At 59.4% G+C, this 15,985-nt stretch carries 17 protein-coding genes; 9 read left to right on the top strand and 8 right to left on the bottom strand.

The window, feature by feature from the left end:
* Positions 1-45 precede the first annotated feature (45 nt).
* The 3 genes from ACR0NN_RS03995 to secG all read right to left on the bottom strand — a co-directional run bounded on the left by ACR0NN_RS03995 (position 46) and on the right by secG (position 3,097).
* Entirely contained in the window at positions 46-822 is a 777-nt protein-coding gene (locus ACR0NN_RS03995) for an isocitrate lyase/PEP mutase family protein (RefSeq protein WP_170719898.1), read from the bottom strand.
* Between the two features lie 102 nt (positions 823-924).
* A complete protein-coding gene (locus ACR0NN_RS03990; RefSeq protein WP_170719896.1) occupies positions 925-2,568 on the bottom strand; it encodes a CTP synthase in 1,644 nt (547 codons plus the stop codon).
* Between the two features lie 160 nt (positions 2,569-2,728).
* The gene (gene secG / locus ACR0NN_RS03985; RefSeq protein WP_170683483.1) at positions 2,729-3,097 is read right to left on the bottom strand and encodes a preprotein translocase subunit SecG; all 369 of its coding nucleotides are present in this window, start codon (positions 3,095-3,097) and stop codon (positions 2,729-2,731) included.
* A gap of 151 nt (positions 3,098-3,248) precedes the next feature.
* Here secG and nthA point away from each other — a divergent pair, with 151 nt between their 5' ends.
* The 6 genes from nthA to ACR0NN_RS03955 all read left to right on the top strand — a co-directional run bounded on the left by nthA (position 3,249) and on the right by ACR0NN_RS03955 (position 7,405).
* Positions 3,249-3,863 (top strand): nitrile hydratase subunit alpha, encoded by a 615-nt coding sequence (gene nthA, locus ACR0NN_RS03980; protein WP_170683064.1) that lies wholly within the window; start codon positions 3,249-3,251, stop codon positions 3,861-3,863.
* Positions 3,860-4,537 carry a nitrile hydratase subunit beta gene (nthB, locus tag ACR0NN_RS03975; RefSeq protein ID WP_480683927.1) on the top strand — a complete coding sequence of 226 codons (678 nt, stop codon included), beginning with the start codon at positions 3,860-3,862 and terminating at the stop codon, positions 4,535-4,537. The genes nthA and nthB overlap by 4 nt, the downstream gene beginning before the upstream one ends.
* Entirely contained in the window at positions 4,534-4,869 is a 336-nt protein-coding gene (locus tag ACR0NN_RS03970) for a nitrile hydratase accessory protein (protein ID WP_170683062.1), read from the top strand. The genes nthB and ACR0NN_RS03970 overlap by 4 nt, the downstream gene beginning before the upstream one ends.
* A gap of 211 nt (positions 4,870-5,080) precedes the next feature.
* Positions 5,081-6,376, top strand: a complete 1,296-nt coding sequence (locus tag ACR0NN_RS03965; protein ID WP_170719892.1) for an adenylosuccinate synthase — start codon at positions 5,081-5,083, stop codon at positions 6,374-6,376.
* Positions 6,376-6,618, top strand: a complete 243-nt coding sequence (locus ACR0NN_RS03960; protein WP_170719888.1) for a DUF2842 domain-containing protein — start codon at positions 6,376-6,378, stop codon at positions 6,616-6,618. Before ACR0NN_RS03965 ends, ACR0NN_RS03960 begins: the two co-directional genes overlap by 1 nt.
* A 79-nt stretch (positions 6,619-6,697) precedes the next feature.
* Complete coding sequence (locus ACR0NN_RS03955) at positions 6,698-7,405, top strand: porin family protein (RefSeq protein WP_170719885.1); 708 nt, start codon at positions 6,698-6,700, stop codon at positions 7,403-7,405.
* An 81-nt stretch (positions 7,406-7,486) separates the two neighbouring features.
* Here the strand turns inward: ACR0NN_RS03955 and ACR0NN_RS03950 are convergent, their stop codons facing one another.
* Positions 7,487-9,226 carry a hypothetical protein gene (locus ACR0NN_RS03950; RefSeq protein ID WP_480683924.1) on the bottom strand — a complete coding sequence of 580 codons (1,740 nt, stop codon included), beginning with the start codon at positions 9,224-9,226 and terminating at the stop codon, positions 7,487-7,489.
* Positions 9,227-9,337: 111 nt separating this feature from the next.
* Between ACR0NN_RS03950 and ACR0NN_RS03945 the strand changes: the two genes are divergently transcribed.
* Positions 9,338-10,045, top strand: coding sequence for a thiamine diphosphokinase (locus ACR0NN_RS03945; protein ID WP_170719883.1), 708 nt, complete (start codon positions 9,338-9,340; stop codon positions 10,043-10,045).
* Here ACR0NN_RS03945 and ACR0NN_RS03940 read toward each other — a convergent pair.
* The 4 genes from ACR0NN_RS03940 to ACR0NN_RS03925 are packed head-to-tail and all read right to left on the bottom strand — an operon-like array spanning position 9,990 to position 13,469.
* Positions 9,990-10,904: a DMT family transporter gene (locus tag ACR0NN_RS03940; protein WP_170719881.1), complete on the bottom strand. Its 915-nt coding sequence runs from the start codon at positions 10,902-10,904 to the stop codon at positions 9,990-9,992. The genes ACR0NN_RS03945 and ACR0NN_RS03940 overlap by 56 nt on opposite strands.
* Before the next feature lie 45 nt (positions 10,905-10,949).
* Positions 10,950-11,366 (bottom strand): GFA family protein, encoded by a 417-nt coding sequence (locus ACR0NN_RS03935; RefSeq protein ID WP_170719879.1) that lies wholly within the window; start codon positions 11,364-11,366, stop codon positions 10,950-10,952.
* A 26-nt stretch (positions 11,367-11,392) separates the two neighbouring features.
* The gene (locus ACR0NN_RS03930) at positions 11,393-12,766 is read right to left on the bottom strand and encodes an L-serine ammonia-lyase (RefSeq protein ID WP_170719875.1); all 1,374 of its coding nucleotides are present in this window, start codon (positions 12,764-12,766) and stop codon (positions 11,393-11,395) included.
* Between the two features lies 1 nt (position 12,767).
* The gene (locus ACR0NN_RS03925) at positions 12,768-13,469 is read right to left on the bottom strand and encodes a glutathione S-transferase family protein (RefSeq protein ID WP_170719873.1); all 702 of its coding nucleotides are present in this window, start codon (positions 13,467-13,469) and stop codon (positions 12,768-12,770) included.
* Between the two features lie 167 nt (positions 13,470-13,636).
* On the opposite strand from ACR0NN_RS03925, the gene rpiA reads away from it, so the two are divergent.
* Positions 13,637-14,422: a ribose-5-phosphate isomerase RpiA gene (gene rpiA, locus ACR0NN_RS03920; protein WP_170683053.1), complete on the top strand. Its 786-nt coding sequence runs from the start codon at positions 13,637-13,639 to the stop codon at positions 14,420-14,422.
* Between the two features lie 127 nt (positions 14,423-14,549).
* Positions 14,550-15,908 carry a glutathione-disulfide reductase gene (gene gor, locus ACR0NN_RS03915; RefSeq protein ID WP_170719872.1) on the top strand — a complete coding sequence of 453 codons (1,359 nt, stop codon included), beginning with the start codon at positions 14,550-14,552 and terminating at the stop codon, positions 15,906-15,908.
* Positions 15,909-15,985 lie beyond the last annotated feature (77 nt).

Here is a 15,985-nt window from a genome sequence, read left to right as displayed (position 1 = left end):
CAAGGTGCGGAGGAATGGGTAGAATTGCAATCCCCTAAAAGTGGATCAGCCGCTGGATTGAAGCGCCGCGCGGGCCGACTCCTGCAGCCAAGCGATCATTTGCCGATAGGGCACGGGGCCATAGCTGATCCGCGCCACTCCAAGTTTCGCCAACGTGGGCGTGTCGGGCGTGCCGGGCAGAGCGATGATGTTGACGGGCAGGTCGGTGGCCGCGCAAAGTTGGCCGATCATGGCTTCGTCCTTCAGGCCCGGCGCAAAGAATCCGCTGGCCCCGGCATCGGCATAGGCTGCTGCGCGGGCCATGGCATCGTCCAGCATTGCCTGATCATGTGTGTCTGGGGCGGCCTTGAGGAAAATATCGGTGCGGGCGTTGATGAACGCTGGTACGCCTGCGACATCGCAGGATTCACGCATGCCGGCGACGCGGGCGCATTGGGTTTCAATGTCATAAAGGTCTTTGGTTCCAACGATCTGGTCTTCGAAGTTAAAGCCCACCACCCCGGTTTCAAGCGCGCGTGTGACATTGGTCGAGATGCCGAACGCATCCTCGGCATAAGCGCCTTCGAGGTCCATGGTGACCGGGATATCAACGGCCTCGACAATGCGACTTGCATTGTCCAGAGCCATGTCGAAGGGGATCTTTTCGCCATCGGAAAAGCCCTGCGCCATCGCTACCGGAGCGCTGCCCGTGGCAAGCGCCTTGGCCCCCGCATCGCGCACGGCGGCGGCGCTGCCTGGGTCCCAGATGTTATAAAGGATGACCGGATCGCCCTTTTTATGCAGGGCTGCAAACTGTTCCGCTTGGGTAATCTGATCGGTCATGTCCGGTCTCCTGTCGCTGCTATGGCGGCAGTTAACCGTGTAAACCGTCGGCACGTAAAGATATTTCGCGCCGACTGGTACAAATCAGTTTTTAGCCCGTGATCAGACCAGACGCGAAGTGTCTTTCGCGGCGCGCACAAACTCGCGGAACAGAGGGTGCGGATCGAAAGGTTTGGATTTCAGTTCCGGGTGGTACTGAACGCCGATGAACCAAGGGTGATCCGACCATTCGACAATCTCAGGCAGGCGGCCATCGGGCGACATGCCCGAGAAGTTCAGGCCCGCCTTTTCCAGCTTGTCACGGTATTTGATATCAACCTCATAGCGGTGGCGGTGGCGTTCCTCGATCTGGGTGCCGCCGTAGACATCTGCGACCTTCGAGCCCTCGGCCAGCACAGCGTTATAGGCGCCCAGACGCATGGTGCCGCCCTTGTCGTCGCCCACCTTGCGTTCGACCTTGTGATTGCCCTGCACCCACTCTTTGAGGTGGTAAACAACGGGTTCAAAACGCTTTTTGCCAGCCTCATGGTCGAATTCCTCAGACCCGGCTTCGGTGATTCCCGCCGCGTTGCGTGCGGCTTCGATCACGGCCATCTGCATACCCAGACAGATGCCCAGATAGGGCACTTTGTGTTCACGCGCATATTGCGCGGCCTTGATCTTGCCTTCTGTCCCACGCTCGCCAAAGCCGCCGGGGACAAGGATGGCGTGGAAACCTTCGAGATGCGGGGCGGCGTCTTCGGTGTCGAACACCTCGGCATCGACCCATTCAACCTTGACCTTGACGCGATTGGCCATGCCGCCATGGGTCAGGGCCTCGGCAATAGATTTATAGGCGTCTTCCAACTGAGTGTATTTGCCCACGATGGCGACTTTCACTTCGCCTTCGGCGTTGTGGATGCGGTCGCTGACGTCTTCCCATTTGGCCAGATCGGGCTTGGGGGCAGGGCTGATCTGGAACGCATCCAGAACCGCCTGATCCAAACCTTCGCGGTGATAGGCCAGCGGGGCGTCGTAGATGGTGCTGAGGTCCTGCGCCGCGATCACGCTGTCGGGGCGGACGTTACAGAACAGGGCCAGCTTTTCGCGTTCTTTGGTCGGAATCGGGCCCTCAGAGCGGCAAACCAGAATGTCGGGAGCCAGACCGATCGAGCGCAGCTCTTTAACCGAGTGCTGGGTCGGCTTGGTTTTCAACTCGCCTGAGGCTTTGATGTAGGGCAGCAGCGTCAGATGCATAAAGATACACTGACCGCGCGGCTTGTCCTGACTGAACTGACGGATGGCTTCGAAAAACGGCAGGCCCTCGATGTCGCCCACGGTGCCGCCGATTTCGCAGAGCATGAAATCAACCTCATCCTCGCCAATGGCGATGAAATCCTTGATCTCGTTGGTGACGTGGGGGATCACCTGAATGGTTTTTCCGAGGTAGTCTCCGCGGCGTTCCTTTTCCAACACATTGGAATAGATCCGGCCCGAGCTGACCGAGTCGGTCTTGCGCGCGGCTACACCTGTGAAGCGTTCGTAGTGGCCAAGGTCCAGATCGGTTTCGGCCCCGTCATCGGTGACGAAAACCTCGCCATGCTCGAACGGTGACATGGTGCCGGGGTCGACGTTCAGATAGGGGTCAAGCTTGCGCAGCCGTACCGAATATCCCCGTGCCTGCAGCAAAGCGCCCAGAGCCGCCGATGCCAGTCCTTTGCCCAAGGACGAAACCACACCACCAGTGATGAAAATAAATCGCGCCATGTTGTTCGGCTTGCTCCCGTGAGACGTCAAAATCAGCTGCCCGGCGGTTCAAAAAAACCGCTGCATCACGGGACTTCACATATAAAGGATTCGCGCGCACAGCGCAAGAGAACCGCAAGATGCTGTTGCAGTTCCCTTATGGATTTCTAGGTTTTGTGGCTTAGTCGGCAGCCTGCGGGATCAACGGAGCGTTATCACCCTGCGCCGGGGGCAGCAGATCATCCGCAGATGGAACCGCTGGCGTGCTTTCCTCGGTCGAGGCCGGGGCAGGGACGCCGAGGCGGTCAATCACCGAGCTGCCAGAAGATTTCTGAGCGGCTAGAATCGTCAGCGTGATCGAGGTCACGATGAAACACGCAGCCAGAATCCATGTCAGCTTGCCCAACGCCGTTGCTGCCGCGCGGCCCGTCATGGCCCCGCCGCCACCGCCACCCATGCCAAGGCCGCCGCCTTCGGAACGTTGCATCAGCACAACGACAATCAGGCCCAAAGCCAGAAGAAGGTGGATGATGAGAACGACGTTTTCCATGGTGGTCCTGTACAGCGTGGCGTGTATCGCGTGGTACTTATGCAAGTTTGATGCTGGGGGCAAGTCACGAGTTGGCATCACGTGCGGTGATGTTTCATATCACACCAAAGAGACTGGACAGAGCGCCGTTCTGTCGCGCAGGCTGCGCCCCATGCCACATGATGATCACGACCACCCGCACGCCCTGTTGCCCCCTGAACCCGCGCTTCGCGTAAAGGCGCTTGAAACGATTCTAACCCGCAAGGGGCTGATCGATCCGGCCGCTTTGGATGAAATCATTGATACCTATCAAAACAAGATCGGTCCGCAGAACGGCGCGCGTGTTGTTGCCAAAGCCTGGAGCGATCCTGCTTTCAAGGCGGCGCTGCTGGAAGACGCCACTTCGGTCGTGGCCGATCTGGGATATTACGGGCGGCAGGGTGAGCACATGGTTGTGGTGGAAAACACGCCCGGGCAGCACAACATGGTCGTATGCACTTTGTGCAGCTGCTATCCGTGGCCGCTGCTGGGCATCCCACCCGGCTGGTACAAATCCGATGCTTACCGTGCCCGCGCCGTGCGCGAACCGCGCAAGGTTCTGGCCGAATTCGGAGTGACCCTGCCGGAAGACACATCCGTGCGCGTCTGGGATTCGACTGCCGAGATCCGCTATCTTGTCCTTCCGATGCGCCCTGAGGGCAGCGAGGGGTTGGGCGAGGATGAACTGACCACGCTGGTCACGCGCGACAGCATGATCGGCACCGGGTTGCCCAAGGTGCCCTCATGACGCGGGTCCATGATATGGGCGGGCGCTTTGGCGATGGTCTGGTAACCCCAGAGGCCGAAGATGCGCCGGTATTTGCCGAAGATTGGCACGCGCGGGCGCTTGCTGTCACTCTAGCCGCGGGGTTTCTGGGGCAGTGGAACATCGATGTCTCACGCCATGCTCGGGAAAGGCTGTCGCCCAAGGACTACGCGCGCTTTTCATACTATGAGAAATGGATATCCGGTTTGGCCGATCTTCTGGTTGAAAACGGTGTTCTGACACTGGACGACCTTCGCGGGGTCGATCAGGAAGCAGCACACCCGCTGGCCGAACGAACGCTAAAGGCGGAGGCGGTCGAGGCTGCGTTGGCCAAGGGCGGGCCTGCAGATCGCCCTTCAAACGTTGCGGTTCGGTTTCAAGCTGGGCAAGCCGTCCGAACTTCGGCTCAGAGCGCCAATCGTTTGGTCAATGGTGGCCACACCCGATTGCCGGCCTACGCGGCTGGCGCGACAGGGCGCATCCTGAGGCTGCATGGCACCCACGTGCTGCCCGATTCCAACGCCCATGGATTGGGCGAGGCACCTGAACCTTTGTACGCGGTCGCGTTTCCCGCCTCGGAGCTTTGGGCAAATCCTGAGCACCCTGCGGATGAGGTCGTATTGGATTTGTGGCAATCTTATCTGGAGCCCGCATGAACGAGTGCATCACCCATTCAGCCCCCGAGCCGGTTTTTGCCGAACCTTGGCATGCGCAGGTCTTTGCGGTCACTGTCGCGCTAAACGAGGCGGGTCGGTTTGATTGGACTGACTGGGCGGAACGGTTTGCGAAGACATTACAGCTCCACGGGCTCAAAAAAGAGCTGGATGGCGGCGACGATTATTTCCGCGCTTGGTTGGAGACATTGGAGGCGCTGCTGGCAGAGCAGGGGGAGGCATCCGTTGTTGACGTCCGAAGCCTCAGCGCTGCCTGGGAAGAGGCTTATCTGACAACGCCGCATGGACAGCCCGTGCACCTGGGGCAACGATAGGGGGCGCTGCCCCCGCCGCCCGTGCGGGCGACTCCCCCGGGATATTTATAGCCAGATGAAGCAGGGATCCGCCCTTCATCTGGCTAAAAGTATCCCCGCCGGAGGCATCGCGCGCAGCGCGATTTGCTACTGCGGCGAAATATCGGTTTCCCTGCCGTCTGTGCCCCGCTATATGAGCCGGGTTTGAATATTCAGCGCAAAAGGACCGGATATGGCCAATGTGGTTGTTGTCGGCGCCCAGTGGGGCGACGAAGGAAAAGGCAAGATCGTCGACTGGCTCAGCGAGCGGGCAGATGTGATCGCGCGTTTTCAGGGCGGGCATAATGCCGGGCACACTCTGGTCATTGATGGAGAGGTCTACAAGCTGAACGCCCTGCCTTCGGGTGTGGTCCGCGGCGGCAAGCTGAGCGTGATCGGCAATGGCGTTGTTCTTGATCCATGGCATCTGGTGAAGGAAATCGAGTCGATTCGAGCTCAGGGCGTTGAAATCTCGCCAGACACGCTGATGATTGCTGAGAACACGCCGCTGATCCTGCCCATTCACGGAGAGCTGGATCGCGCACGCGAGGAAGCGGCCAGCAAAGGCACCAAGATCGGAACAACCGGTCGGGGGATTGGCCCAGCCTACGAGGACAAGGTTGGGCGGCGTTCGGTCAGGGTTGCCGATCTGGCGGACGAAGCCACGCTGGAGGCACGTGTGGATCGCGCATTGCAGCATCATGATCCGCTGCGCAAAGGGTTGGGCATCGAACCAGTGGATCGCGATGCCTTGGTGGTGCAGTTGAAGGAGATTGCGGCCCAGATTCTGCCCTTTGCGGCGCCGGTCTGGAAGGTTCTGAATGAGAATCGCAAAGCGGGTAAGCGTATCCTGTTCGAAGGGGCGCAGGGTGCTTTGCTGGACATTGATTTCGGGACATATCCGTTTGTGACTTCTTCAAACGTCATTGCGGGCCAGGCTGCGACGGGCGTTGGAATTGGCCCGGGTTCGGTGGATTTTGTTCTTGGAATCGTCAAAGCCTATACCACGCGCGTAGGTGAGGGGCCGTTTCCGACCGAGTTGGATGATGATGACGGATTGCGGCTTGGCACACGTGGGCATGAATTCGGAACTGTAACAGGCCGCAAGCGCCGTTGCGGGTGGTTCGATGCCTGCCTCGTGCGCCAAACCTGTGCAACCAGTGGTGTGAACGGCATTTCGCTTACCAAGCTGGATGTACTGGACGGGTTTGAGACACTGAAAATCTGCGTTGGGTATGAGCTGGATGGCGAGCGTCTGGACTATTTGCCAACCGCTGCCGACCAGCAGGCGCGCTGCCTGCCGATTTATGAAGAGATGCCGGGGTGGAGCGAATCCACTGAAGGCGCGCGCAGCTGGGCGGAGTTGCCCGCGAATGCGATCAAATATGTGCGCCGTGTAGAAGAGTTGATCGAATGCCCGGTTGCTCTGTTGTCCACAAGCCCGGAGCGGGAGGACACCATACTGGTGACCGACCCGTTTGCAGATTGATGAGCAGCAACGACAAACCCGGCCTCAGCTACAAGGCACGGCGGCGGTGGTCGCTGGTGCTGCTGCTGATCGGGTTGCCCGTTTACATCGTTGCGGTTGTGACAATCGTGAACTGGCTGGATCGTCCACCGATCTGGCTGGAACTTCTGGTCTATGTCGCGCTTGGCATTGTCTGGGCGTTGCCCTTCAAATTTGTCTTCCGCGGAGTCGGTAAAGAAGACCCGGATCAGGATCGAAACTAAGACCCCCGATTGTTTTGATGTCCGCCGCGTGGCACGGTGCTTGCAACTTTTACTTGTGGCAACCAGTGGCAGGCAGGACATGAAGAACCGGGTATTGGCGGCAGTAGCGGCAACTTGTGTCGCGTGCAACGCTTTGGCTGATGAGTGGAACTATACGATTGCGCCTTATTTCTGGGGGCCGGAATTCAGGACCTCATTGGATGTGGGGCCAAACCCGCCGGTCGATGGGGACACCTCGATCTTCAATATTCTTGATGGCGCTTTCCTGATCGCGGGTGAGGCCCGGAATGGTCGTTGGTCGATCGGTGGCGAGTTCAACTATCTCAACCTTGGGGACGAAGTTTCTGTCGGGCGGATTGACAACGCCGCCAGTTGGGACCTTGAGGGCACAATGGCCACATTGGCTGCCAGTTTTGCCGTTTATGAAGATGCTGATTCACTGCTTGAGGCTTTAGCGGGGCTGCGCCACTGGGATCTGGATGTGTCGACCACAGTGTTGAGGCGCACATTCAGCACAGATCAAAACTGGACCGATCCGCTAATCGGTATGCGGTACAGCCGGGTGTTGAATGAACGTTGGAGCCTGGCTGCGATGGGCAATATCGGCGGATTCGGCTATGGCTCGGAATTCCAGTGGGAAGCGTTGGTGCAAGCAAGCTGGAAGTGGCGCGAGAATATCAGTGTCGCAGGCGGGTACCGCCATCTGGATGTCGAGTTTGAAGACAATCGTAATGTGATCGACCTGATCCTGACGGGCCCTTACGTGGCGCTGGCGTTTCACTTCTGAGCCATTCAACAGAAAGAAACAGGGCCAGAGTCTCCTCTGGCCCTATTGCGTCTTGAGGGGGGTAATTGGGTGCGCGCGGAATTAGCCCGCAGCGCGTTCGTCGTCATTCGGGCGGAACCCGATCTGATTGGAAGCGGCAAAACGGCCACCTCCGGTCTTTTCAATCTTGCCATCACGCAGCAACTGGCCGAACGAGCGCAGGCTTTCTTCGCGGTTGAACGAATCCTGCTTGAGCGAGCGAACCTTGTTCATCAACTGCGGGCGTGAGAACTGTTCCTGACCTTCGATGAAAGACAGGTACGCTGCGGCCGCTTCCAGAAGATCAGGCAACGATTGTGCACCTTGTTCCTGGGCAAAGGTGGCAAACCCACCTTCTTCGGCGGCCTCATCTTCATCGGGCGAGCTCACGCGGCGCGGTGTCACCGGACCAGTGTCTGCCGTTTCAGTGTCGATCCGTTGTTCCGCCACCAGTTTCAGGGGGGCGGCGACGTCGACAACAGGGCGTGCACTGGTGACCGCGACCTCGGGACGGCGCGGATTCACGACCGACGCCAGATCACCGCGATACTGGTCTTCGGGAGTATCATCATTGCCCTTGCCTTCTTCGCGCTCAGCCTCGGTGGCCGCCACGGCGGTACGTAGATGCGAATAGGTGTCGCGCTGACCGCTGGTTGCAGGGTCATCCAACTGAGCGCCAGCTTCGTCCATCAGGCGCGAGACGTCCTGATCCAAACCTGTCATATCGGGCAGTTCTGCTGTTGTGTTCGCCTCAAGCTCGGATTCGACCAGAGCCATTTCGTCGAGCAGCAGCGCTTCATCCTCGGCAGAGATGACGCCCTGGGCGAGGGTAGAGAGATCGGGTTCATCCTCGGCGTCGATTTCCTGGTCTTCGCCCATAATATTCGCAGGGCCTTCGTCTTCGGCTTCAGAGGTATCGTCGAGATCCGAGAACAGCACATCTTTGTCGGTGACCTCAGCGGTCGGCTGTTCATCGTCTTCGTCTTCGGCATCTAATGCAGTGATTGCCGTGGTTGTTTCAATTTCATAATGCTCAGCTTCGACAGGGGCAGGTGCCTCTGCGACCAGCGCCTCTGCAAAGGGTTCTTTAGTTTCAACCGGAACCTCGGCGACCTCTTCGACCTGCTCGGGCGCTGCAAACTGTTCGATTTCGGGTTCAGCTGCTTGTTCGATTTCAGGTTCAGCTGCTTGTTCAGTTTCGGTTTCAACAGCTGGAGTGTCGTCTTCGGCCGCGTCCTCAAAATCTGCAGGGTTCAACGCACCGGCCTCGAAGGCGGCAGAGATTGCATCGACCTTGGGCTTTGCGGGCTGAAGATAGCTGACGTCTTCATCCTCGGCATATGCAGCAGGGGCTGCGTCGGAATGTGAGACAACAGCCCGGATGCGCTGCAGCTTGGCTGCGATACTGTCGGCGGCAGGGCCGTCCTCGACCAGGGGGGCAGATGGAGCGGGGGGAGCAACATTGGTGACGGGCTGAACGGGTTCTGGCGTCGGGGCGGGCGCAATTGCAGCGGGGGTCGGTGCTGCAGCTGGGGCGGCTTCGGTGGCGCGCAGTAACAGGCCGGTCTCGTTCTGGCTGGCTTCTACCTTTTGCGCGGCGTCACGCTGCGCGATCCGGGTCAGCATCTCGGCGTCAGGTTGAGGAGGTTCCGAACCAAAGTATCGGTCATCTGCGGCAAGGTCCCGAAAATACTCGGCGATCGCCTTCATTGTTTCAAATGAATCGTCAAAGCCTTCGAGGGTGCACGAGAAGGTGCCGTATGAAACGGTGAGTACCTTGTTGTTCTGTACCATCAGACGCATGTCCTTTACAAACTACTAGGTCGATTACCAGACACAGCACGGGCAACCGACTCGAAACTCTAGCGATGAAGCTATCATTTTGTGGTTTCATTATGTCCAAAACTGGAAAATATGGTCAATCTTGTGGAAAATGGGGCAATTGTTCGCTCGAACGAGCCAATCGGGCTGTTTGGCGGCGGAGAAGTCGGGCCTGAGGACGTAAATCTGGTGCTAAACCGCGTCAATTCCGCTGTTGCGGCGGATGGTGGGGCAGTTGCTCTGATTGATTCGGGGCGGGTGCCGGATGTGGTAATCGGCGATTTCGACTCGATTACGGCAGAGTATCGCGCCCGTATACCCGAGGGTCGGCTGCACCAGATTTCCGAGCAGAACAGCACCGATTTCGACAAGGCACTGCGCAATATTGATGCGCCAGTGGTGCTGGCCGCTGGATTTCTGGGCGCGCGGGTAGACCATCAATTGGTGGCGTTCAGTGCGCTGGTAAGGCGGCAGGACCGGCCCTGCGTTTTGCTGGGCGCGCATGAGATCGTTTTCCATACGCCGCCCCGTATCGCTTTGGAGCTAACGCCCGGAGACACCGTGTCATTGTTTCCGCTGAGGCGGGTGACAGGGCGTAGCACCGGACTGGAATGGCCGATCGATAATCTGGTGCTGGAGCCGGATGGGCAGGTCGGGACTTCGAACCGAGCGCTGGGCGCATTCACGCTTGAGGTCGACGAGCCTGGCCTGCTGACGATCTTGCCGCGCGCGGCGTTGGATCAGATCATGCGGGTGTTTCAGTCGGGCCGGACCGGGCGTTGGCCCGCTCGTGCAAGATGACGTAAAGCCCGGCTGCGATGGTGATGCCGATGCCTAGCGCGGCCAACCCATTCGGAAGATCGTGGAAGATCAGCCAGCCGAACAGGGTGGCCACCGGGATCTCCAGATATTGCATCGGGGCAAGTGTTGCTGACGGCGCATAGCGCAGCGACCATGTCATGAATAAATGTGCCACTGTGCCCAGCACGCCGATCCCCAGCAGCAGCCACAGCGCGTCGGCTGGTGGCACTGATAGGGTCAGCGCTGGCAGGCTGGTTTGTGTTCCCAACAGCAGGATGGGTAGAAGAAGCACCGTCGCCATAGCGCCAGACACGGCTTGCAGCGCAATCGGGTCGGTTTCCTTGGCAATTTGCCGTGTGACCAGCATGAACAAGGCAAAGACCACCGCGACGATCACAGGCAGCAGGGCGGGAGCACCAACTTGCGCAAAGCTGGGTTGGATCACCAGCAAAGTGCCGATGAAACCCACGACACAGGCAATCAGGCGGCGCGGGCCGACCTGTTCGCCCAAGATGTATTTGCCAAGCAACAGCATGATGAAGGGCATCACAAAGGCGATGGCGACGGTGTCGGCCAGCGGCATATATTGAAGCGCGGTAAACATCGCCGTGATCCCCACGATATGCAGCAGCGTGCGGATCAGCGTCAGGCGCAGAACGCGCGGCGTCATGCGCCATTGCTTGCCGGTCACGGCGACAAGAGGGATCAGGATCATGGCCTGCACGCCGAACCGCACCAACACTAGAAGGCCCACGGCAATGGTTTCACCCAACAGCTTGGCCATCCCGTCACCAAGCGGTGCGAGCACGCAAAAGCCGAGCATCAATATGATGCCTAGAACGGGACGGTCCTGAGTCATATGCGCGACGCTAGCGGTTTCGCGGCACTGGGGAAAGCTCTGATCTCAGGCGTCAGGCAGAGGTTGGACCTTGGTGTAGTCTGGGCCGATGCAGGTGGGCAGGCCATCGTTGAGCTGCAGCCAGCTTAGCTTTTCCTCATGCGCGACATGCAGGGTTGGTGTCAGCGCCTCGGGGTTTTCCAGCGTTGCCACGTAAAGGTGCATCACATCCGACATTACGGTCGAGCGGAAGGAGATCGGAGTGCCGCAATCGGGGCAGAAACTGCGCTCGACCCCGGGGGAGGAGTTGAAAACTTTCGGGGGCTCTCCGGTCCAGCGCCAATTGCCGTCACGTACCCCGAAATAGGTGGTCATGGGCGCGGCGCATTGGCGGCGGCAGCTGTCGCAATGGCAGGTGACACAGGACAGAACCGGAGGATCAACCTGATATCCGATCTTGCCACACAGGCAATGTCCGCGCATGTCACCCGCTCTTTCTTGCTGTCAGATCAGCAGTTCGGCACGTTGACGGCCAGCCCGCCCAACGAAGTTTCCTTGTATTTCTCGTGCATATCCTCGCCGGTCTGGCGCATGGTTTCAATGGCCGCGTCCAACGGCATGAAATGTTTGCCATCGCCGCGCAGGGCCAGCGAGGCGGCCGAGACGGCCTTGATCGCGCCGAGGCCATTGCGTTCGATACAGGGCACCTGCACGAGGCCCGCGACCGGATCGCAAGTCATGCCGAGGTGATGTTCAAGGGCGATTTCGGCTGCGTTTTCGACCTGCTCGGGCGTACCGCCCATCACGGCGCACATCCCGGCCGCAGCCATGGCAGAGGCACTTCCGACCTCGGCCTGGCACCCCGCCTCAGCCCCCGAAATCGAGGCGTTGAATTTGACCAGCCCGCCGATGGCGGCGGCGGTCAGCAGGAAGTCTTCGATATGGCTTTCGGACGCGCCGGGGACGTGATCGAGGTAATAGCGCAGGACCGAAGGCAGCACGCCTGCCGCGCCGTTGGTGGGGGCGGTGACAACCTGACCACCAGCGGCATTTTCTTCGTTCACGGCCATCGCATAAACGCTCATCCAGTCGTTAATCGTATGGGGCGCGTTCAGGTTCATGCCGCGTTCCGCCAGCAGGGCATCGTGGATGCCCTTGGCGCGGCGGCGCACGCTGAGGCCGCCGGGCAGGATGCCATCGGTCTTGAGGCCGCGTTCGATACAGTCATTCATCACCTGCCACAGACGCGCGCTGCCTTTGGCAAAGCTATCCGCACAGCCGCGTGAGATTTCATTCTCGCGCTTCATCTGGGCGATGCTCTTGCCGCTGGTCTTTGCCATCTCAAGCATCTCGGCGGCGGATTTGAACGGGAAGGGCACAGGATCGCCTTCATCGGTCGCTTTGCCTTCGGCGAGTTCTTCCTCGGTCAGGACGAAGCCTCCACCGATCGAGTAATAGACCTGCCGCAGGATGACATCGCCCTGCGCATCGGTGGCCATGAGGATCATGCCGTTGGCATGGCCTGGCAGGTTGTTGTCATAGTCAAAGATCAGATCGGCCTTGGGATCGAAGCTGAGCATCGGCAGGTCTTCGGGTGTGACCGTGTGGGTTTCGGAGATTTGGGCCAGTGCGGCCTCGGCTTTGTCGTTGTCGTAGGTGTCGGGCACAAACCCGGCGAGGCCCAGGATCGTGGCGCGATCTGTGGCGTGACCGACGCCGGTAAAGGCCAACGAACCGTGTAGAGAACCCCGCAGGCCCGAGAATTCGAACGGTGAGGCGCGCATCATGTCAAGAAACCGCGCAGCGGCCACCATGGGGCCCATGGTGTGGGACGACGACGGGCCAATGCCCACTTTGAACATATCGAAGACAGAGAGAAACATGTCAGGTAGCTGAGCCTTCTGGTGGGGTGGCATAAGTTGGCGAGGTGAAGGGGGTAACCCCCAGCCCCTCAGCGGCGATGGCTGCGCGGGTTGAGGCGCGGTGTTCAAGCTGCATGAGGATCTTCTGCAAATAAGGCGTATCGGCCAGTTGGTACCAGCTGCGGTCGGCTTTCGCAGGATACAGCGCCATCCAGCGCATCATACAGGCGACATAGATCGTCAGGACCGATGGATTATCAGCGCTGAACCACTCCGGATCATCCTTTGCCAAAGCATCCAGCAGGGTCAGGTGCTGACGCAACCGGGGGCGGATACCTGCGCGCAGCGTGTCGGCCTGATCGACGGCGATGTATTTCTCGGCATAGAACAGGATGCGAAGATCGGCGTGCAGAGTATTGGAGGCAAAGAACAGCCATTTCAGGAAGGCTGCGCGATCCGGGTTGTCTGCGGCCGGGGCCAACTGCCCATGCGTATCGGCCAGCCACAGCAGGATCGCGGCGGTCTCGAAGATCGGACCCTGAGGCGTTTCCAGCACCGGGATCAGGCCGTTGGGATTCAGCGCCCGATAGGCTGCACCATTCTGGGCATCGCGGGCGCGATCGACCAGCGCGGGCACGTAGGGCTGGCCCATCTCTTCCAACACCAGTCGGATCACCAACGAGGCGTTGTCGGGGGCGTAGTGCAGGCGGTACGGCGATTCCATGGCGTCTATCTAGGGTGTCTGGCGATCAGAATAGGGGCTGATTGCGACGTTTCCTATCGGAAACGCGCATTTCAGCGACATGTTAGCACAAGGAAGGCGTGTTTTGCCTCTCGCAGTTGCGCGGGGCATTCCGTATAAGTCCGTCAGAATTCTGAGGGGATGCTGCCATGATCAAAGATTTGTCGCCCATCGACAAAGCCAAATATGTTGCTGCCTGGCGCGCCGCCGATCTTGTTCAAGACGGAATGCGTGTGGGTCTGGGGACGGGCTCGACCGCCGCGTGGCTGGTGCGCCGCCTGGGCGAGCGGGTGCGCGACGAAGGGCTGAGGATCAGAGGCGTTCCGACCTCGACAGCGACGGCGCAGCTGGCACGGGAAGAGGGGATCGAGGTGATCTCGTTGGATCAGGCCGGGTGGCTGGACCTGACCATCGACGGCGCGGATGAGTTTGATCGTGAGTTCAATCTGATCAAGGGTGGCGGCGCTGCGCTGCTGCAGGAAAAGATCGTGGCCACCGCCAGCGACCAGATGGTCGTGATCGCAGATGCGGGCAAAGAGGTGGAAACGCTGGGTGCATTCCCGCTGCCGGTGGAGGTGATCCCGTTTGGCTGGCAGACCACCCGCACTCTGATCGAAGAGGCGCTGGATACAATGGATGTGCTGGGCACTTCGGTAACGTTGCGGATGAATGGCGAGGCGCCCAAGGTCACGGATGAGGGCAATCACATTCTGGACCTGCACCTCAAGCGGATCGGCAACGCGCGGCAGCTGGCCTTGGTCATGAACCAAATCCCCGGCGTGGTCGAGAACGGGCTGTTCATCGATATTTGCGACAAGGTTATCGTCGGCTATGGCGATGGCCGGGTTGAGCTGCGCGATCTCAATGAAGGCACTGTTCTGACTGATATGCTGGGTGACGGCGGGGACAACCTGTTTTCCGATCTGGCGGACTGACAGCCGAACAGGTGGTGCGCATAACCTCAAAAAAACGCGAAAATTCAATCATCAGGGGTTGGCAGTTTGGGATTTGCGCCCAGATATCCAATGAATTTTGGCCTCGCGGAATAAAAGGAACTCTTACATGAGCTTTGACTATGATCTTTTCGTCATTGGAGGCGGCTCGGGCGGGGTGCGCGCGGCGCGTGTGGCAGCTGGCGAAACCGGGGCCAAGGTGGCGCTGGCGGAAGAGGATCGCTATGGCGGAACCTGTGTGATCCGGGGCTGCGTGCCCAAGAAGCTGATGGTCTTTGCCAGCGAGTTCTCGGACATGGTCGGCGATGCGCAAGAATATGGCTGGGACATTCAGCCCGGTGCGCTCAATTGGGATACGTTCCACGGCAAACTGGTTGCGGAATTGGACCGGCTGGAAGGCATTTATCGAAATATCCTGAAGAACAATGGCGTCGAAAGCTTTGATCAGCGCGCCCGCGTTGTTGATCCGCACACCGTTGAGCTGGCCGATGGCACCCGCAAGACGGCCAAGCACATTCTGATCGCCACCGGTGGTCGCCCGGTTGTGCCCGAGTTCCCGGGCTCGGACCTGGCAATCACGTCGAACGAGATTTTCCATCTGGAGAAGCTGCCGGAAAGTATCCTGATCGTTGGCGGCGGCTATATCGCAAGTGAATTTGCCGGGATCATGAACGGGATGGGGGTCAAGACGACTCAGTTCTATCGCGGCGCGCAGATTCTGCGTGGTTTTGACGAAGAGGCGCGAGGCCTGATCAGCGATGAGATGTGCCAGAACGGGATCGATCTACATCTGGGCACCAATGTGCTGGAGATGAAACAGCAGGGCGACAAGATCTGGGTGAAGGCCACGAACGGGTCTGAGCAGCTGTTCGATGTTGTCATGTACGCCACGGGGCGTGCTCCAAATGCGGATGATCTGGGGCTTGAGGCGCTTGGCGTTGAACGCGGTCGCAAGGGTGAGATCATCGTGGATGAGTACAGCCAGACCGGCGTGCCCTCGATCTACGCCATCGGGGATGTGACCGACCGGGTGAACCTGACGCCTGTTGCGATCCGCGAGGGCATGGCCTTTGTCGAGACGGTCTTCAAGGGCAACCCGACACCGGTGGATCACGAGCTGATCCCCACCGCGATCTTCACGCAGCCGGAATTCGGAACCATTGGCCTGAGCGAGGAAGACGCCGCTGCACAGGAACCGATCGAGGTCTATGCGACCTCGTTCAAGCCGATGCAGAAGGCCTTTGCTGGCGGTACGCAGCGGGTTCTGATGAAGCTCATCGTCTCGCAGGCCACGCGGAAGGTGCTGGGCTGTCACATCGTCGCGCCTGGCGCGGGTGAGATGATTCAGCTGGCTGGGATTGCGGTCAAGATGGGTGCAACCAAGGAAGATTTCGATCGCACGGTCGCCGTTCACCCGGTCATGGCCGAGGAATTGGTGACAATGCGGCAACCCGTGCGCACGGCTTGATTTGCAACTGCGCGCACACAAGTTACAAGGGAACCCGTGATCACACGGTCCTACAACTGGTCCAATACAAGGGATAA

Source organism: Ruegeria sp. BA2 (assembly GCF_056539605.1).
Note: the sequence above shows the minus strand (reverse complement) of the source record. Positions and strands in the feature narration are given on the sequence as shown.